Below are 17,978 nucleotides of genomic sequence, written 5' to 3'. Positions count from 1 at the left end.
GGGATCTATTCTTCATCCACACGAAGCGTTTGGTAACGTTCATACCACCGCTGAACAAAGCCATTTTGAAAAGGTCCCCTGCGAGCATGAATCCACTCCAGAACCTCCTTCAAGGCTTTTTGAACCCGATCCATCACATGTGGAGGATAGTTCATTAGGCGGCTGTGCAACGCAAACTCCTCTTCGTCAAGGATTGCATATGTCATATCCGGAAAAACCTTTACATCCAAATCATAATCAATATAGCTTAACAGGTTGCCTTTCATACTGAAGGGCGAACCAATATTACAGTAGTAGTATATGCCATCTTCACGAATCATCGCGATCGTATTAAACCATTGGCCACGTCCAAAAGTGCAGATGGCCGGTTCCCGGGTACGCCATTCACGTCCATCGGCTTCCGTCACCCTTACACGGTCATTACCGCCGATGACAACGGCATCACTACTATGTATTAATGTAGTCTTGTCCCACGAACGGTGCAAAGACTGGTCATGCTTAAAGCTTTCAATCCGAATAATACTGCCTGGTACAGACGACATGACTCTCCCCTTTCTTCTCTTCTGTATCTGTTACGGTTTTGAGACGTCGATCGACTGTTACGAAGAGAGCTTTTTGGAAAGTGTAACATATTTTTGCAACTTATAGCCAAGCGAATGATAGAAAGGCAACACTCTCTCATTATCTTGATTCACCATAATCAGCACGTTATGTACACCGCGCTGGCGAAACCGATTCTCTAATGCTTCTACGAGTTTGCGTCCAATTCCTATCCCTTGTTTGGTTGGATCCACCGCTAATCGATAAAAGTAGGCGCGAGTCCCGTCAATGGTTCCTACCACAACCCCAACGACTTCTCCATCAAGCTCAGCTACCATTACCAATTCGCTATCCCAAGCAAGTTGTCGGGCTAAAGCATCTAAAGACTCCATCTCCGTGTGCTCTAGACCAGTCTCCTGCCAAATACGTGTAATCGCAGCGTAGTCACCGAGGCGAAACGTACGAATAAACATAGACTGCCTCCTTAGATAGCTTCCAAAAGTTCCACTACCTATTCTACACTACCCGTACCCTTTTGTCTTTCGTCTGCACCAGAATTCTGAGATTAGGCTAACATTTTCTCACAGTATGTTTACAAATCTTATGTCAAAATGGAAAGCCCGCCATCCACGATCAGTGTCTGTCCACGAATCATAAAGGCCTGATCTGAGAGCAAAAAGATCGCTGCATTCGCTAAATCTTCTGTTGAAACAATGCGTCCCGCTGGAGTTCGTTTGGCGGCGTCCGAGAGAATTTCCTCACGGTTCGGGAAATGTTTCAGCGCGTCCGTATCGACCGCTCCCCCCGAAACTGCATTGACTACAATATTGTAAGGGGCAAGCTCGACAGCCAAATAACGGGTGAGCGCTTCAACAGCCGCTTTGGAGACACCAACAGCCGTATAGTTATCCAACACACGAATGGAACCAAGACTGGACAGACTGACGATTTTGCCGCCTTCCCCTGTTTTCATCATCAGCTTGGCAGCTTCCTGTGCGCAGAAAAGCAACGCCTTGCTATTGATCTCCATGGTCCAATCCCAGTGGCTTTCTTCTAGTTCCATCAACGGACGAAGCACTCCAGATGCCGCATTATTTACCAGTATATCCAGTCTTCCAAAATGATTATCGATTTCCTGGAACATGTCTTTAATTTTGGCGACATCTCCAACGTTGGCTTTGACGAGAAGCACCTCTATTCCCTTGGCTTCCAATTCTTCCTTCGTCGCTTGGGCAGCCGAGCGATTCCGCAAATAGTTGATAACTAGGTTATAGCCTTGATCTGCCAGTTTAGAAGCGATCTCTTTTCCGATCCCTCTGGAACCACCTGTTACAAGAGCTACTTTTGCTTGCGATTTCATTATGTAACCTCCTATAATTCCATTTTAAACAATCCATGTGTAGTGTTTTATCAACAGCTATTATTAGCTGGTACTAAGTCGTATTTCTTATTATACCTCGTTTTTGCAAATGAAGCTAGAATCTGGCTCGCTTTGCATGTTCCCCCCTATTCTTGAACATAATACTACATGCGCACATCGTTATCGGAAAAGTAAGGAGGATGTAAATGTACATAGGACGCGATTTTCAAGAACTTACGATGGTATCCGTCAACCAGTGGGAGATACATGAGCTTCTTTACTTTCACCATGCCATGTCGGAGCTTGCCGCTTACTTGAATGCAGAGGGTGTTTCCATTCACTCCAAAGTCATCCATGAATTAGAGGAACGTGGCCCATTAAGTGATAGAGGTGCTTGGGATCATTCATCCGAACCTATTTACGACTGATATTTGTCTAACTTTTCAGAAAAAACTTTTAATTTAAAAATACCAAATTCCCCCTTTACTTGTTGAAGAATTTACCATATCCTATTCCTACGAAACAAATTTTCCCTAAAATGTTGAAAGGAGGTTTGACTGATGATGAGATTGATTGCTTTGCTAACTAGTCCCGTTGTGCAGCAGCTTGATATGAACAATCACAATTTCATAGGTCAACGCAACCTCCTACTGGTAAAAGGGCGGTAATTTCCTATCCGTTCCGTGTCTTTTCTTGAAACAAACTCCGTAGGTTGCTTGCAACTTACGGTTTTTTTATTCCCTTTTTTGACAGATGAAGGCCGTAGGATAAAGCGTTCTTGCTCATTCCCACGGTCTTTTTCTATAAATGAGCCAAATTTAATTTATGGAAGGAAGGATTATTCATGATTTTCAACTTTGTGTTTTTCACTGTTCGAATCGAGCGTTCCTCTTCTAGCGCCGAAGAACAAATTGCCCACCATCGACAAGCTGAGCTGTTCCGTCAACGGGAAGAAGCTCAAGTGATTGAAGCCGCACAATTCCCAAACTTTGTTGGTCGCATCTAATTTCGAGTGAGTAATTTGTTGCCATACGGCCTGATTAATTAGAAGGAGGAATGTTCTATGACAAACAGACAACGTCGTCAAATGATCAAAGCAGTAGGGGTAAAGGCGCTAGACGGCACCTGACTGCAAAAATGAATAGGTTAGGAGGGTTTAGGAATATGCATTTATCTATGATCTTTTTTACAATCATTATTGAACGCAAGAAAAGGACTTCTGAGGAAGTAATGGCTTCCTTGCACCTAAAGCAAATCATCAAGGAAAGAAAAGATAAACATGTAAAAGATTTATCCAGCTATCCTAGTTACTGCACACGTCTATAACCATTGCGTTTGTCTTCAACACGAAGGGCCAATCCATTGTCTAAAAAAGACTGATGGATTGGCCCCGTTTTTTATCCATTTAGGGTGTTTTTTCGGATTTTCTGATGGGCGACCGAAAACGCATATTGATCCAGTTCTTCTTTCTTCACGAACCTAGCGGACGATGGCTTAATTTCGCCATCAACGTATTCAGCGTGATACACATCCAGGTTCCATTGAAGATGCGAGAACGTATGCTGAACATTAGCGGTATACATGAGATTACGAACAGTCACGCCATACTGCCGAGCCAAAAATGCTTGGATCGCCTCTTCATCATCAAGCTCCGGGGATTCTTCAACCATCGGAAATTCCCACAGGTTGGCAAGCAACCCCTGCTCCGGTCGCTTGTTGATCAAGTATTCGTCTCCTTTGGAAACCACGACAGCCAAGAGAGAGACCGGCTTCGGTGCCTTGGCTTTTCCTTTCACCGGAAGTTCCTCCTGAACCCCTTCCCGACGCGCAAGACAGTAGTCAAACACAGGACAGGTCAAGCATTGCGGATTACGCGGCGCGCACACCGTTGCCCCTAATTCCATTAAGGCTTGGTTAAAGTCACCAGCTCGTCCTTCGGGAATCACTTGTTTCACGATATGCTCAAATTTGGTTTTGGTAGCCGGCTTGGCAATGTCATCTGTCATGTATAGAAGTCGAGAGAAAACTCGCATGACATTCCCGTCGACAGCTGGCTCGACTCGCTCATAGGCAATACTCAGGATGGCTCCCGCCGTATAGGAACCGATTCCCTTCAACTTTAGAATCTTTTCTAGCGTATCAGGTACCCGTCCCCCATAGGTGGCTTTCACTTCTCTGGCAGCCGTCTGCAGATTTCGGGCACGCGAGTAATAGCCCAGACCTTCCCAGGACTTGAGCACTTCTTCCTCTGGCGCATCGGCTAAGGCTTCTACGGTTGGAAACTTAGTCATAAAGTTCTCGTAATACGGTTTAACCGTATCGACGCGTGTCTGCTGCAGCATAATCTCGGATACCCAGACACGGTAAGGATCTTTATCCTTTCGCCACGGCAGGTCACGCTTGACGGAATCATACCAGCCGAGCAAGTCCTGGTGGAACCCAAACACATGAAATTCATCGGGAAGAGCATAGCTAAGTTGCTTTTTTGTTTTCATGAAGTACTGTTACTCCTTCTTATAATCGGAAACCTGTTGAAACGCCCAGATATGGATCTTGGCAGCCCCGCCCTTTACACAACGGCTAAAAGACTCGTTAGCGGTCTTACGAGATTTGAATTGTTGATACTGCTCCATTGTGTTCACTTCAAATTCTTCTACAAACAAATACTGTTGGTCAACCCCTTCATAAAAACGAAAGTTTAACCCACCATGGATACGCACTTCTTCTTCCCAGCTCTCTTGCAGACGCAGAAAGTCATTTCTTTTATCCGGTTCAATCTGATATTCGATAAAAACGGTAACCATTAACGCTCCTCCTTCAAAATTCTTGTCCACTTCACGAAAAAATTTTATTTGATCTGAGAAAACAGGAAAGAGAATCGTTATAATAAGTAATGTAAACCTGATGAGGCGAAGTTTTCAACTCTATCCACAAATTAACGGATTGGCAACGGATGCTCCATGAGAAAGGAGAGGATTGCTCATAATGGATACGGCCACACATTTTGCCATGGGATTCGGGTTGGCGGCTCTCGCTCACCTAGATCCTGCAGTCGCAACCCATCCTGGCTTAGCCGAAGCAGTAACGATTGGAACGGTTCTAGGCTCGCAAGCACCTGACTTGGACGGCTTCACCAGGTTGTGGGGAAGTGCCTCCTATATTCGTAACCATCGAGGGATATCTCATTCCATTCCTTTTCTATTTATTTGGTCCTTTGGGATCTTTGGATTAATCCAGTGGTTGGCCCCGCAAACGGCTTGGCTTCACGTATTGAGTTGGACATTCCTCGCTGTGGTGCTGCACGTGTTTGTCGATTTATTTAATTCGTATGGTACACAAGGTCTTGCTCCCTTCAATAAGAAATGGATTTCCCTTCATACCATCTTCATTTTCGATCCGTTTATTTTTGGCATCCATCTGATGGGCTTCATGCTGTGGTCTAAAGGGATGGAACCCGGATCGCTATTTCTCATAATCTATCTCATTATTGCAGGATACTATACGATTCGCTATCGAATACACAAACAAGCGAAAGAAGCCGTACAAATATCGTTCGGACGCAAAGGCAACTATACGCTGATTCCTACGTTCAACTGGAATCAATGGACATTACTGGTTCAAACAGACACTCATTGGTACGTTGGTGAAGTGAGTGGGACTGAGCCGATTATACTCGATACGTTTCCCATTAAACCAGAGAATGAATATGTAGCCCTCGCCAAGACAGATGAGAAGGTTCAAGCCTTTCTTTCATTTACCAGCTATGCTCATGTTGAAGTAAGAGAACACCACTTTGGTTATGAGGTCAGATGGTCAGATTTGCGCTACCGCTCCAAGAACAGCGGCCACTATATGTTTGTGGCGGTGGTCTACATCGATAAGACCATGGCCATCCGAGATTCATTCGTCGGCTGGATTCACCGTGGTGAAGAGCAGCTCGCAAAAAAAATGGACCCCGAAAAAGAGATCCAGCTCAATTAAACATTCACGGCTTGTTATTAGACGAGTCTTCAAAGGACGCTCAACGGAGGTTGGTCGTCCTTTTCATTTTGTCGCATATGAAAACCGTCCAGCGGTACACCGGACGGTTGACTTTAGATACTTATTATTTTTTCAGTTACTTGTTATTTTTTCAGTAACTGTGGCTCAGTTTTGCCAAGTTTAATGGTTTCTTCAGACGGTCTCCATTCACCAGTGTTTTCATCACGGCCTTGGAGAATGAATTGTGGTTGCGGTTGTTTCATTTGCTCTGCAGCAAGAGTGGAAGCCTTACCGATAGTACCGCCGCTTACACGGTTAACGATGAGGCGCAGCTTGGTGTCAGGGAATTCAGTCATCATTTCATAATCGCCTTTACTGTCTCCACCGATAAGAAGTGGACCGGCTCCGCCGTGTGTCTTGGCAATTTGATCTTTAATGACTTCAGTTTTACCATGGCTTACAGTAAGGAACCAGTTATCTTTGGCTTTTGGCATGAATTTGCCTTCAGCATCCATAGCCAGTCTCATACCGATTACGTTTTCTTTTGGCAGACTATAGCCATATTTCGGATTAGAAGCGAATACTTCTACAACTTCTTCAAGTGAAGCAGATACCACGTATACATCGATTCCGTTGGAGCGCAATGTATTCATCAAATTGCGAATTTCAGTAGTCATGCGAATGCCTGTAACATGTTCTACAGTGACAACTCCCGCTTTTCCTTTCATGGATTCAGGGCTTGTCCAAGTTAATGTATGAATTGCGTTTCCAAGAGCGTAATCATCGGATTTTTCCGCCATTTTTTGAACTTCATCAACTGTCATATTATCAAAGAGGTAAAGCACCCAGTGATAACCAACCGCGTTGCCGTGTGTACCGTTGATTGCTTCATACATAAAGAACATTTTAGCGCGGAAATCTTGGAACTGATCGGTATTGGTAACGGTTTCAAGAGATTCGCTACCTTTAAGACCTTTGTAATGATTATAGATATAGGTATAGTCAGATACGACATCCGCGACAACATCGTCGAAGATTACTTTTTTGCCGTCAACTGTTTTGAAATCGTCGGAGAAAGGCCCTGCAGGAACATTTGTCCGGATCGCTTTTTCAAATTCCTCAGGAGTCATTTTGAACATCAGATTGTTCATCTGATAAACAAGCAAGGCTTCTTCCGTATCGTTCATGATACTAGTGTTGTCCCAGTCAAATACGGCATAAGGCTTCTTGCCTGGATTGTAGGATTTGCTCTTTACTCCATTTTCATTAATGAGGTTTTGCACAACTTCGTAATTGCGTGGTGCCCATTTTCCGTAATCAAGTACCTGAGCTTCAGAATATTTGGCTTTCGGTTGAGCTTGCGGCGCTGCGGACGCAGAAAATACCGGCGACATCGACAGGGTTAATGTCATGCACAATCCGAGCAGTAGACCCTTTGTTGTTTTTTTCATTTCTTTAGTATCCTCCTTTGTTCTGTTGAAACTTTCTATATATAGAATGTTTGGAGGCGTGCGTCGTTGGACGTCTCTAAAACATCATAATATTTGGTAATACTGAAAACAAGTCATTAAACACTAAACTTTTTAATAATTGTTGACAAATTATTCGATAAGCCGCGCAGCTCCTCGGCAGACTGCTTCAGGGACAACATGGCGGATAGCTGGGCATTAGACATTGCCGTTACGTTTTCCATATGATGGGCTGACATTCGGGCGATATTTGCTGTCTCGTCGACAGAAGAGGCAACCTGTTCGGATGAAGCCGACATTTGTTCCGAGACGGCGGAAGTATCATGAATCTGTTCGGAAATCGTCTGAATCTCACTGAGAATTTTGCGGAATGCTTCACCCGATTTCTGGACCATGGAAATCCCGTTGACCACGCGATCATTGACATGACCCATCGCTGTCATTGCATTTCCTGTTTCATTACGGATCTCGGTGATCAACTCAACGATTTTGGCAGCGGAATTAGATGATTGTTCAGCCAATTTTCTTACCTCTTCCGCTACAACCGCAAAGCCTCTGCCATGTTCTCCCGCGCGAGCAGCTTCTATACTTGCATTCAGCGCCAGCAGGTTCGTTTGGGAAGAAATATCAGTAATCATATCCACAATATGCACAATCTCTTGGGAGCTCATCTGCAATACTCTGACAACTTCCAGCGAATCGGTGACGGAACCCTCAATTTCGTTCATCTGCTTAACAGCCTGTTGGATGATGCCATTCCCGTTATCCGCTTCTTTGGAAGTTTCCAAGGACGCCTCTGCAATGTTGGACATAGACTCTGCCACCCGTTGAATGCCGAGAGCCATTTCTTCCATTCCTTTGGCGCTTTCTTCCGAACGAAGCAATTGATGATCAGCACCGCCAGTCACTTCTTGAACCGTCGTCACGACTTTTTGGATGGATACAATGTTCTGCTCTACATGATTCGTCAGTTTATCGGATGACTCGACCAGTTTATTCCCTGCCTGGATAAACTCGATAACGAGTTGCTGAATGGATGCCTGCATGGCTTGAAGAGACTGCCCGGCTATACCGATCTCATCTTTTCGTTTTAACATAGAAACCGGGATCTCATTGGTCAGGTTTCCTTCTCCGATCTGTTTCATGTGTGCAACCATCTTCAGGATCGGTTTGGAAAACTTGTCAGAGATCAAGATGGATAAAACCACCGCAGCAATACCAAATCCTAGACTGACCAACAGGATGAGCAGCCCGAACTGCTCCGCGTCTTTATTTAGCTCTTGCTTCTCGATGAAAGCAACGAATGTCCACCCGGTGTTTTTAGAGGTATAAACATTAGCCAAGTATTGAGTCTCATCCATCAGAATCTCCAAATTATTCGCCTTACGGATATCCCCCAAAGGATTCCCTTCCAGTTCCTTAATGTTTTTGGAGACGAGATCTGGATGTTTCGGATCAGCCAGAATGGTTCCATCTCCGGAAAGCATCATGACATAACCGGAACTGCCGATCTTCATATTTTTCAAGATGTCGGTCAAGTGACCCAAGTGGGCATCAAATCCCACTACACCGGCTGTCTTGCCATTGTTATCCTTCAAAACCGTTACAGTGCTGACGGCGATGTTATTGGTGCCAGATAAGATATACGGCTCTGTCGTGACCACTTCCCCAGTTTTCTCTACTGCCGATTTATACCAGGGACGTTGACGAGGATCATAATGAGGCTTCATCTCCTTGACAGGGTATTGTGTGTAGCCACCTGACTCCGTTCCCACAAAGATAGAAGAGGTATTGGGATGAGATTCCCCGTATCGCTCGAATTCCTTGTAAATGTTCGCTTCGATACCTCCATTTTCAAGCGGTGTCAGTTTCGTTTTTTGCGTTTGATTTATGTAGGTTTTGATGTTTTGATTGGCATTTTTTACGGTTGGGTTCGTTGCCATCAAGCGGACATTTTCTGCGACCGCGTCGAAGTAAAGCGAAATGCCGTTATCAACTTGCGTGATCTCCTTCGTGGTCGCTTCTTGAAAATTCTGTAGAAATTGCTGCTTCATGTTCAGGTAAACAAACGTTCCAATTACCGTGATTGGAATCAGAGTCATCAATAAGATGACAGCAATCAGCTTCCCTTTTATCCCTCGGAACATAGCACCTCTTCCTCTCATTTGACACTATCTTGAAAAAAATGCAAATTCACTATTTGGTATCGGTTAATTTTTCCCATTTATTTAATAAAATTAAAAAAAGTCACACATATATAACATTTTCTTTGGATATATTGATGACAAAAAAACCGTCGAGAGAACATAGTTCCCCAGACGGTTTTTCATTGGTGGTTATTCATTGGTGTTATTCATTGTTAATTTGCTTGTTTCGCAAACTATTAGCGAGCCGCTTCGAATTTTTGGCTAACTGCGTCCCAGTTTACTACGTTCCAGAAAGCACCGATGTAGTCAGGACGTTTGTTTTGGTACTTGAGGTAGTAAGCATGCTCCCACACGTCAAGGCCAAGGATAGGTGTTTTACCTTCCATCAGTGGGCTGTCTTGGTTAGGTGTAGAAGTCACAGCAACTTTGCCACCATCAACGATCAACCATGCCCAACCGGAACCAAATCGAGTTGTCGCAGCTTTGGCAAATTCAGCTTTGAAGTTATCAAAGCTTCCAAATGCGGAGTTGATAGCGTCCGCGAGTGCACCAGTTGGCGCGCCACCTGCGTTAGGAGCGAGAATTTCCCAGAACAAAGTGTGGTTAGCGTGTCCGCCACCATTGTTGCGAACTGCGGTACGGATTCCTTCTGGAACAGCGTTCATGTCGCTGATCAATTCTTCAATGGATTTGGATTGAAGCTCAGGAGCGCTTTCCAGAGCAGCGTTCAGGTTATTTACATAGGTCGCATGGTGACGATCATGGTGAATTTCCATAGTTTGAGCATCAATGTGCGGTTCGAGTGCGTTAAATTCATACGGTAATGCTGGTAATTGATGTGCCATGGGTATTCCTCCTCTATGTATGGTAACTTTTTCATCCTTAATTATAAACCTCTTACACAAGTAATGCAATATTTTTGTATTGAAAGTATCTAATATTGCAATCTTCGACACAAATTACAAAAACAAGGTGGATTCCCTTCTTGTACCAACCGCTTTATTATGCACATGATTATTTATGGATTATACATCTTGAAATGTAAACGTCTCATGCTAGACTTGGAATAGACATAATTTTAAATCGGAGGATGAACTGTGGACCTTGACTTATCAACGATATTATTTTTAGCCTTTTTCGGTTTTTTAGCAGCATTTATCGACAGCTGTGTCGGTGGTGGCGGATTGATTTCTTTACCCGCTTTAATGGGTATGGGGCTTCCTCCTTACATGGCTCTTGGGACGAATAAATTGGCTTCGACGATCGCTTCCGCTACCAGCTCCCTTACGTTTGTCAAAATGGGCAAGTACGACAAGAAACTGATTCTCTACCTCTTTCCACTGTCGTTCATAGGAGCAGCTCTTGGCGCCAAAATCGTTCTCTTCGTTCCTCAGGAAATGTTGCGGATTTTGGTGATGGTTATGTTAGGGATCATCTTTCTTTATACGCTGTTGAATAAAAACTTTGGACAGGTATCCACTTTTCAGGGCATTACTCGTTCTTCACTGAAATGGGGGATTCCTTTAGCCCTCTTAATCGGTTTTTACGATGGCTTCTTCGGTCCTGGTACCGGTTCATTTCTCATTTTCATGCTGGTGCTTGCTTTTGGATATGATTTTGTCATTGCGGCTGGTAATGGTAGAATTCTGAATTTAGCGAGTAATATGGCATCGTTGGGAATTTTCATTATGGATGGCAAGGTGATGTTTGTTCCGGGGCTGACGATGGGTGTTGCGATGCTGTTGGGAGCTTCACTTGGTTCACGCATGGCGATTAAAACCGGAGTTCGCTATGTGCGCCCTCTGTTTCTAGCGGTATCTCTTACACTAATGGGAAAAATGGTGTACGAATTGATTTTCAAATAAAGATCGTTGAAGTCCAAACGCATCCGCTAAGCAACGGATGCGTTTATTATTTGCTTGTACCCATGGAGCGATTACAAGTCGTTATCTTCTTTTTTTCTTGCGATGGCCGAATAGATCAGGGTAATCAGTATCGAAAGAAGAATGATAATCCCCCATGCTCCGATACCTGATGACCCTGCTTGTAACAGAAGCATAAGACCCCCTCCCTCAATTGGCAATATAAGGTAATCGATTCTATTATATGACGATATGAATAAATTTCCAATAGCTACAAAAATATGCAACAAATTTGACTATTCTATCAAAACTATAAAAAATCGCAAAGCAAAAAACCCTGATCGCATACAATCAGGGCTTACGTTTTAACACACAGCTATTCGCTAGTCTTGGTCGCCTTTGCGTTCTTTGATACGGATAATGATCCCATCAATGAGTAGGCCAATACCAGCCAAGTAAAATGGAGCGGCAAATCGGGTTCCTTGACTAACCGGTAGCGCTTGCAGCCATGTTATCAGAACTCCGACAATAAAACCAATCATCGTATAGCGCAAGCGGGTAGGAACCATTCGATACCTCCCTGGCTATTTACCGAATTTGTTTGGCATCTTCGCATTTTTCATATTACGGGTCATTTGTTTCAGCTGTTTTTGGTTCAGATTCATTCCCATGGAACGAGCCATTGTTTGGATCTGCTTCTCATCCATTTGCATATTGGAAACTTGTTTGCGTAGATAATAAACCCCAATGAAAAAACCGCCTACCAGGCCGAGAATCAATGTCAAAATCGGAATAATCCATTGCCACATCGCTACATAACCATCCTTTATATATCGTCTTTTATAAATGCCATCTTTCTGATTCATTGTATCATATCCAATGGGTGTGTTAAAACTTCTTCCGTTGTGTTGGAAGCTCATTCATATCAGACTTCACTTGCATATATTGGGTAAAAGGGAGGTGTATAAATTGGCTCCTACTATAATCTTAGATCCTGGCCATGGAGGTATTGACCCTGGAGGCGGAACCAATCCATTTTTCACAGAAAAGGACATGACCCTGAAAATCTCACTCTATCAATATCGCAGATTTCAGGAACTTCATATATCTGTGGACATTACAAGGCAAACCGATGTCACTCTAGACAGCGAAGAGCGGGCTTCCATCGTCCGCAATAGTGGCGCAACCTATTGCATATCCAATCATATCAATTTAGGTGGAGGAAGAGGAGCAGAGGCGATTTATTCGATCTTCGCCACTTCTAAGTTCCCTCAAATGCTCCTCAATGAACTGGATGCCGCTGGGATGCCTACTCGTCGATTATACACGAGAACCTATCCGGGAGACTCCAAACACGATTACTATTTCATGCATAGAGAAACAGGTAAAGTTGAAACGGTTATATTGGAGTATGGTTTTGCCGACAATGAAACAGATACCCAAAAGCTCTTGTCCGACTGGCAGGAACTCGCCGAGGCAGTAGTGCGTGGATTCTGCAAGTTCATCCAGCATCCCTATCAACCTCCACAAGCCGGCACAACCAAAGCAGGTCACCCCTTTGGCTAGTGACCTGCTTGTTGGTTTGCAAATCGAGTCAGCGGCGTATCTTCCAGACGGGAATAGTTTTCCTTGGCGGCTACACTGACCAGTTCATCTTCCGGAAAGCGATAGCTAGTTAAGTTGCCACCAAATACGCAGCCCTGATCGATGTTGATCGCACCTTGTTTCCGCTCTGGCTCGGGACGCGGATCATGTCCCCAAACAATGATTGTGCTTGATTGTTTGCCAAGCGTCCAGTCTCTGCGAATCGGTCTTCCGTCCGCTCCCGTCCCAGCCACATCACCGTAACGGCAAAAGGTCTGAATACTAGGCGAATCTTTGCCGATGTACTCATCACGAATTCCCGCATGCACTGCTACAGCCTCTACCTTCCCATTCCGAACGATCTGCATATGCGATGGGGACCCCAATAATAATGTTCTGCTGGCCTCCCTCAGACTTTGAGCCTTCTTCAAACCAGCTTCACTTTCATATTGGCGGAACTCCTCTTCTACCTTTTCGTCCCCGTGAGCAAGTGTTACCTTACGCCCGTCCAACCACCGCGCGATTTTCCAGCCATGGTTACTGTCGACCATTTCTGCGAGTCCCGCCTTAATGTGTTGAATGAAGAACTCCAGCATCTTAATGGAAAAAGGTCCCCGGCTCGTAATATCCCCCAAAGAAAGCAGCTTGCGTCCCTTAGGATGGCGGTATAATCCGTCTTGGCCGCCCACATATCCCAACTGACGAATTAGCTGAATAAATTCGTCATAGCAGCCGTGTACATCTCCAATCAAGTCTACGCCCTGATCTCCACGAAAAACATTGGAGCGTTTGGCAGGATGGTAAATCATCGTTAAACCTCCTTTATCCGTCAATTTGTTTTTCCATTACGTTTATCCTATCCGAAATCTGCCTATTTTAGGCGAACATGCATAAAACTCGTCCCCGGGGAGAAGGACGAGTCAATTCGCTACATTAAATTGTGAGTATGAACGTAGATAGCCGCTTGTGTACGGTCTTCCACGTTCAATTTGGACAAGATATTGCTCACATGGGTTTTGACGGTTTTGATCCCGATAATCAGTTCATCCGCGATTTCTTGATTGGACTTACCTTGGCCTAGCAGCCGAAGCACCTCAAGCTCCCGCGGAGTTAACTGCTCATGGGCAGCCGCCTCTTGACCATGTCTAAACCGAGCCATGATCTTACCCGCTACTCGTGATTCCAAAACAGGCTCACCCATGTAGGCGGATCGGATTGCCCGGGCAATTTCGGGTGCCCGCGAAGTTTTGAGAAGATAGCTGAAAGCGCCCGCTTCGATTACGGGATATACCTTTTCATCATCAATAAAGCTGGTCAAGACAATCACCTTACTGCCGGGACTGATCTCTCGGACGCGACGAGTCGCCTCAATCCCTCCGATCCCTTCCATGACTAGGTCCATCAGAATCACGTCTGGAGTAAGTTCTTTGGCCAAACGCACCCCTTCTTCTCCGCTGGATGCCTCGCCTACTACTTCTATATCGTCTTCTGTTGATAAATAAGCCGCCAAACCCATCCTTACCATCTCATGATCATCCACTAACATGACTCGAATCACCAGGAAGTACCTCCTCCATTAATCACGTTCACTCATCAATGGTATTCGAACCTCTAATTGAGTTCCTTTACCAACTGCCGAATAAATATCCAAGGCCCCGCCCAATTCATTGATACGCTCACGAATCGAGACGAGACCGTAAGATGTCATCTTCTCTCCCTCCGGATCAAACCCGATACCGTCATCCGCTATTCGCAGACGTACCTGGTCTTGCAGGGTAAATAATTTGACTGAAACGGTAGAGGCCCTGGCGTGACGCAAAGTATTGGAGAGTGCTTCTTGCAAAATTCGGAACAAATGATCCTCGATCGCGCTGGAGAGATTCATAATTTCTTCAATCTCCCAGGTAAGCGCCATCGGGTGTTTCTGCGTCAATTCTTCTAAAAGCTCACAAACGGCGTCTTTTAACGATTTATCTTGCAATGTAGCCGGACGAAGATGCAAGAGAAGCGCACGCATCTCAGCTTGTGCTCCTGCGGCCATCTCTTCCACCAGCTCAATCTGCTGAGCGGCTTTCTCAGGATTCTTCTCGATCAAGCGTTTCATCGCAGCCGTTGTCATGGAAATGGCAAACAACTGCTGACTTACCGCATCGTGCAGCTCTCTTGCCAATCGCTGTCGTTCTTCCACGACCGCCGCTTGCTTCACTTGATCAGCCAACTCAATATTGTGATTGGACAAACGCTGCAAGGATACAACCTGTTCTTCCCACTTGGCCGCCAATCGGTTCAATTGCCACCCTAGTTCTCCAAGTTCATCCGCTCCCAATTCGGGTACGCGATAGGAGAGCATGCCCCTTTCCAAATGCATGGCGGCATCCCGCAGCGTATTCATCCGTTTTTTCAGGAGATTGCCAATGATGTACCCAGTAATCACACCAATGATGGAGGCGATCAGTAGGGAAAGGACCAAACTCAAAAGAAACAGCTTCCAATTGAATCGCATCGGAAATATCACATCAAGCTTTACCGCTAACCATGCGGCAAAACTCTCATTACGCTCAATATAGCGAAACAAAACGAACATGGTTCCATACAGTACACATACGATACTCACTGTCAAAAAGAACCATTGCTTTACATACTGCCATTGAATGCTAGAAAGTTTTCCTTGTACCTGCACGGAATTGTACACCCCCTAGATGTACTTCACATCGATATCGCCGATAATGAGCGAAACGATGATCTTTACTTTTCGGGGAGCTTCATCATAATTCTCTGCCGTCAATACGGCATGCCGATTTAGACCACCCTGGCGATGTCCGAATACTTCCATATCTCCTATCGTCACTTCAGCCGAAACGGAAACAGGCAAATCTACTGGAACGTATATAGTAATCCCGCCAACCCAACCGTTAATGACGAGAAATGCTTCCTCTTCTTGTATAAGGGCACGAGACAGATCAATGATCACATCGCCAATGCCATGCCAAATATTCAGACTCTTAAGTTCAAATCGCCCAGAGGTTAAATGAAAATCCCCAATCAAGGCACTTCTCGATTCCTGATTGGATTTGTTTTTGAATGGTGTCTGAATGCGCATGTGTGGAATCTGTTTGTATGACGCTGATTCGGACTGGCTTGTGAATTGATCTGGATCTGGATTTGGCTTAGGCTCTGGATCGGTCTTGATTGCTTCTTGACCACCCGTCTCGATTGGCATGTGTTGAACGGGGTGAACTAGCTCCTCTGACTGGTTCTCTTTGTCGGATTTCTTGGAACGAACTAGCCGAAACCCAAAGTACACAACTCCCAAGGAAACAAGGACACCAAACACATCATCAAACCGGATGTGAAACCACATACTGAGGACCATGAAAGCTCCCCATAAGGTCAAAAGTCCCCCAATTATTTGGCGCTTTTTGGAGTATAACCTCATCCCGAAATAGATAATGATCAGCGGAAATATGATAGCTGGATTAAAATCAATTAAGTTAAGGTTATCCAGCAGAAGTCCGAAACCGATGAAGATAATCAGGATCCCCGCGATTAATTTATTTAGGCGTGAAAATTTCATCTATGGTCCCCTCATCCCCGCGCTCATCACAAGCGTGCTAGAAGTCAACGTTTATTTTTTGTAACACGTATAGACAAATGCTGGCGGAAAGTTCAATAAAGTAAAGCTGATCTCCACTTTAGCGAATCGTTTCTCCAACGCTTCTTTTAGTTGTAAGGAATATTGAAAAGTGACAAAGACTCCTTCGTCATTAAGAGAATGCTCGATTTCATCCAGTAGTTCTCTGCGTGTCTCCTCTGGAAACACAGCAAAAGGCAAGCCAGAAATAATCGCATCACATTTCGTTAGATGTGTCTCTGACAAATAGCTGGAAAGTTGAACCGCTTCGTTACGAATGATAAGGGTTGGAAATCGTTTTCGCAACAGTTTTTGAAAAAGTGGATCACGTTCTATGACAAAAAAATGAGAATCTGTTTTCATCTTTTTCATGATTTCTTGGGTAAATACACCCGTGCCTGGTCCAAGCTCAACGATTACACCTGATCGCTCCCAAGATATCGGTTTCATCATGAGTGAGCTTAAAAATCTGGAGCTTGGAATGATACTGCCTACTTGAGTCGGATTTGAGACAAATCGCTTTAAAAATATAATCATGTCAGACACGAGCGTTTACCTCCAGTATGATGTCACTTTTCTAAGCACAAGCGCCAGCCATGCAACTAGATGTTGCGAATGGCTGGCTCCGCCAGAGCCTCAGATTCTTCGGCTACTGTAAGTATGAAACTTGTTCAGATTATTTCTGGCCTTCCAGCACTTCGTTCGGCTTTTCCGTTTGGGGTGCCTTTAAAGAAGCCTTCAGTTCCGCTAATTCAGTGTCAATCTCATCCTTCTCAAATTTTTGGAAAGATTGATCCAACCCAACAGAACTTGCTTTCCACTGACCACTCATAGTAGCCTCGGCTTCCATCCGCATCACTTTATCTTCCATGCGGGCGAAACCTCGACTGGCACTCTCGCAGCCCATTCCTGTAATGACATTGTTTAAGTGTTTTTGTGTACGAGCTACCTCGGCGCGAGCCACGAGGGTGTATTTTTTGGCGCGCATCTTATAGAATTCGTCTTTCAACTCACCAAGCTTCTCTCTCATCTGTTGCGCGGCTTCACGCGCCGAGATATACATCTGCTCATATTCTTCAGCGCGGGTCTCTTGTTGTTTCTTGTCCATCAAGGCACGTCTTGCCAGCTCGTCCTCTCCTTCTTGCAAGGCGAGCATGACTTGTCGATCGCGCTTTTGGACAGTTGCCTTGGCTTCTTCCAGCTGTTGGCGGAATTTCTTCTCCAGCGCGACTTGACGGGCTACTGATACCTCCACTCGTCCAATCTCCGCCTCAAGATCCCTCATATATTGATTTAGCATTACCGCAGGATCTTCCAGAGAATCCATAACATCATTGACAGAAGCTACTGTTAAATCGCGAAGTCTTTTGATAATACCCATTGTGTATTCCTCCTTGTATTTCC

Annotated in this window: 23 protein-coding genes; 6 read left to right on the top strand and 17 right to left on the bottom strand. The window is 44.8% G+C overall.

Annotation, left to right across the window (positions count from 1 at the left end; all coding sequences use genetic code 11):
- Positions 1-5: 5 nt before the first annotated feature.
- The 3 genes from ACQCN2_RS18740 to fabL all read right to left on the bottom strand — a co-directional run bounded on the left by ACQCN2_RS18740 (position 6) and on the right by fabL (position 1,900).
- Positions 6-542, bottom strand: coding sequence for a DUF402 domain-containing protein (locus ACQCN2_RS18740; RefSeq protein WP_426930463.1), 537 nt, complete (start codon positions 540-542; stop codon positions 6-8).
- Between the two features lie 57 nt (positions 543-599).
- Complete coding sequence (locus ACQCN2_RS18735; RefSeq protein ID WP_426930462.1) at positions 600-1,013, bottom strand: GNAT family N-acetyltransferase; 414 nt, start codon at positions 1,011-1,013, stop codon at positions 600-602.
- Between the two features lie 128 nt (positions 1,014-1,141).
- A complete protein-coding gene (fabL, locus tag ACQCN2_RS18730) occupies positions 1,142-1,900 on the bottom strand; it encodes an enoyl-[acyl-carrier-protein] reductase FabL (RefSeq protein ID WP_426930461.1) in 759 nt (252 codons plus the stop codon).
- 206 nt (positions 1,901-2,106) lie between these two features.
- Here fabL and ACQCN2_RS18725 point away from each other — a divergent pair, with 206 nt between their 5' ends.
- The 3 genes from ACQCN2_RS18725 to ACQCN2_RS18715 all read left to right on the top strand — a co-directional run bounded on the left by ACQCN2_RS18725 (position 2,107) and on the right by ACQCN2_RS18715 (position 3,226).
- Positions 2,107-2,328, top strand: coding sequence for a hypothetical protein (locus ACQCN2_RS18725; protein ID WP_426930460.1), 222 nt, complete (start codon positions 2,107-2,109; stop codon positions 2,326-2,328).
- Between the two features lie 416 nt (positions 2,329-2,744).
- Positions 2,745-2,906, top strand: a complete 162-nt coding sequence (locus tag ACQCN2_RS18720; RefSeq protein ID WP_426930459.1) for a hypothetical protein — start codon at positions 2,745-2,747, stop codon at positions 2,904-2,906.
- A 158-nt stretch (positions 2,907-3,064) separates the two neighbouring features.
- Positions 3,065-3,226 (top strand): YrzI family small protein, encoded by a 162-nt coding sequence (locus tag ACQCN2_RS18715; RefSeq protein WP_426930458.1) that lies wholly within the window; start codon positions 3,065-3,067, stop codon positions 3,224-3,226.
- Positions 3,227-3,297: 71 nt separating this feature from the next.
- Here the strand turns inward: ACQCN2_RS18715 and mutY are convergent, their stop codons facing one another.
- Together mutY and ACQCN2_RS18705 are read right to left on the bottom strand one after the other, a co-directional pair.
- Entirely contained in the window at positions 3,298-4,395 is a 1,098-nt protein-coding gene (mutY, locus tag ACQCN2_RS18710; protein ID WP_426930457.1) for an A/G-specific adenine glycosylase, read from the bottom strand.
- A 9-nt stretch (positions 4,396-4,404) separates the two neighbouring features.
- Positions 4,405-4,704, bottom strand: coding sequence for a hypothetical protein (locus tag ACQCN2_RS18705; RefSeq protein WP_426930456.1), 300 nt, complete (start codon positions 4,702-4,704; stop codon positions 4,405-4,407).
- A gap of 181 nt (positions 4,705-4,885) precedes the next feature.
- Between ACQCN2_RS18705 and ACQCN2_RS18700 the strand changes: the two genes are divergently transcribed.
- Complete coding sequence (locus ACQCN2_RS18700) at positions 4,886-5,881, top strand: metal-dependent hydrolase (protein ID WP_426930455.1); 996 nt, start codon at positions 4,886-4,888, stop codon at positions 5,879-5,881.
- Between the two features lie 143 nt (positions 5,882-6,024).
- On the opposite strand, the gene ACQCN2_RS18695 is transcribed toward ACQCN2_RS18700, so the two are convergent.
- The 3 genes from ACQCN2_RS18695 to ACQCN2_RS18685 all read right to left on the bottom strand — a co-directional run bounded on the left by ACQCN2_RS18695 (position 6,025) and on the right by ACQCN2_RS18685 (position 10,342).
- Positions 6,025-7,332, bottom strand: a complete 1,308-nt coding sequence (locus tag ACQCN2_RS18695; RefSeq protein ID WP_426930454.1) for an HAD family hydrolase — start codon at positions 7,330-7,332, stop codon at positions 6,025-6,027.
- A gap of 116 nt (positions 7,333-7,448) precedes the next feature.
- Positions 7,449-9,497, bottom strand: coding sequence for a methyl-accepting chemotaxis protein (locus ACQCN2_RS18690; protein ID WP_426930453.1), 2,049 nt, complete (start codon positions 9,495-9,497; stop codon positions 7,449-7,451).
- Between the two features lie 236 nt (positions 9,498-9,733).
- The gene (locus tag ACQCN2_RS18685; RefSeq protein ID WP_426930452.1) at positions 9,734-10,342 is read right to left on the bottom strand and encodes a superoxide dismutase; all 609 of its coding nucleotides are present in this window, start codon (positions 10,340-10,342) and stop codon (positions 9,734-9,736) included.
- Positions 10,343-10,594: 252 nt separating this feature from the next.
- Here ACQCN2_RS18685 and ACQCN2_RS18680 point away from each other — a divergent pair, with 252 nt between their 5' ends.
- Positions 10,595-11,362, top strand: coding sequence for a TSUP family transporter (locus ACQCN2_RS18680; protein ID WP_426930451.1), 768 nt, complete (start codon positions 10,595-10,597; stop codon positions 11,360-11,362).
- A 71-nt stretch (positions 11,363-11,433) separates the two neighbouring features.
- Here the strand turns inward: ACQCN2_RS18680 and ACQCN2_RS18675 are convergent, their stop codons facing one another.
- The 3 genes from ACQCN2_RS18675 to ACQCN2_RS18665 all read right to left on the bottom strand — a co-directional run bounded on the left by ACQCN2_RS18675 (position 11,434) and on the right by ACQCN2_RS18665 (position 12,168).
- Positions 11,434-11,556, bottom strand: coding sequence for a hypothetical protein (locus ACQCN2_RS18675; protein WP_426930450.1), 123 nt, complete (start codon positions 11,554-11,556; stop codon positions 11,434-11,436).
- 186 nt (positions 11,557-11,742) lie between these two features.
- Positions 11,743-11,928 carry a hypothetical protein gene (locus ACQCN2_RS18670; RefSeq protein ID WP_426930449.1) on the bottom strand — a complete coding sequence of 62 codons (186 nt, stop codon included), beginning with the start codon at positions 11,926-11,928 and terminating at the stop codon, positions 11,743-11,745.
- Between the two features lie 15 nt (positions 11,929-11,943).
- On the bottom strand, positions 11,944-12,168 hold the full coding sequence (locus ACQCN2_RS18665; RefSeq protein WP_426930496.1) for a YneF family protein: 225 nt from the start codon (positions 12,166-12,168) through the stop codon (positions 11,944-11,946).
- Between the two features lie 160 nt (positions 12,169-12,328).
- On the opposite strand from ACQCN2_RS18665, the gene ACQCN2_RS18660 reads away from it, so the two are divergent.
- A complete protein-coding gene (locus ACQCN2_RS18660) occupies positions 12,329-12,925 on the top strand; it encodes an N-acetylmuramoyl-L-alanine amidase family protein (RefSeq protein WP_426930448.1) in 597 nt (198 codons plus the stop codon).
- On the opposite strand, the gene prpE is transcribed toward ACQCN2_RS18660, so the two are convergent.
- The 6 genes from prpE to ACQCN2_RS18630 form a co-directional block, all read right to left on the bottom strand.
- A complete protein-coding gene (gene prpE / locus ACQCN2_RS18655) occupies positions 12,922-13,752 on the bottom strand; it encodes a bis(5'-nucleosyl)-tetraphosphatase PrpE (protein ID WP_426930447.1) in 831 nt (276 codons plus the stop codon). The two genes, ACQCN2_RS18660 and prpE, sit on opposite strands and share 4 nt — an antisense overlap.
- A gap of 119 nt (positions 13,753-13,871) precedes the next feature.
- Positions 13,872-14,501 (bottom strand): response regulator, encoded by a 630-nt coding sequence (locus ACQCN2_RS18650; protein ID WP_426930446.1) that lies wholly within the window; start codon positions 14,499-14,501, stop codon positions 13,872-13,874.
- 18 nt (positions 14,502-14,519) lie between these two features.
- Entirely contained in the window at positions 14,520-15,623 is a 1,104-nt protein-coding gene (locus tag ACQCN2_RS18645; RefSeq protein ID WP_426930445.1) for a HAMP domain-containing sensor histidine kinase, read from the bottom strand.
- Between the two features lie 15 nt (positions 15,624-15,638).
- Positions 15,639-16,517: a cell wall-active antibiotics response protein LiaF gene (gene liaF / locus ACQCN2_RS18640; RefSeq protein ID WP_426930444.1), complete on the bottom strand. Its 879-nt coding sequence runs from the start codon at positions 16,515-16,517 to the stop codon at positions 15,639-15,641.
- Between the two features lie 51 nt (positions 16,518-16,568).
- A complete protein-coding gene (locus ACQCN2_RS18635) occupies positions 16,569-17,111 on the bottom strand; it encodes a class I SAM-dependent methyltransferase (protein ID WP_426930495.1) in 543 nt (180 codons plus the stop codon).
- 139 nt (positions 17,112-17,250) lie between these two features.
- Positions 17,251-17,955, bottom strand: a complete 705-nt coding sequence (locus tag ACQCN2_RS18630; protein WP_426930443.1) for a PspA/IM30 family protein — start codon at positions 17,953-17,955, stop codon at positions 17,251-17,253.
- Positions 17,956-17,978: the final 23 nt, after the last annotated feature.

Source organism: Brevibacillus ginsengisoli (genome assembly GCF_050113715.1).
Taxonomy (GTDB): Bacteria; Bacillota; Bacilli; order Brevibacillales; family Brevibacillaceae; genus Brevibacillus_H; species Brevibacillus_H ginsengisoli.
Note: the sequence above shows the minus strand (reverse complement) of the source record. Positions and strands in the feature narration are given on the sequence as shown.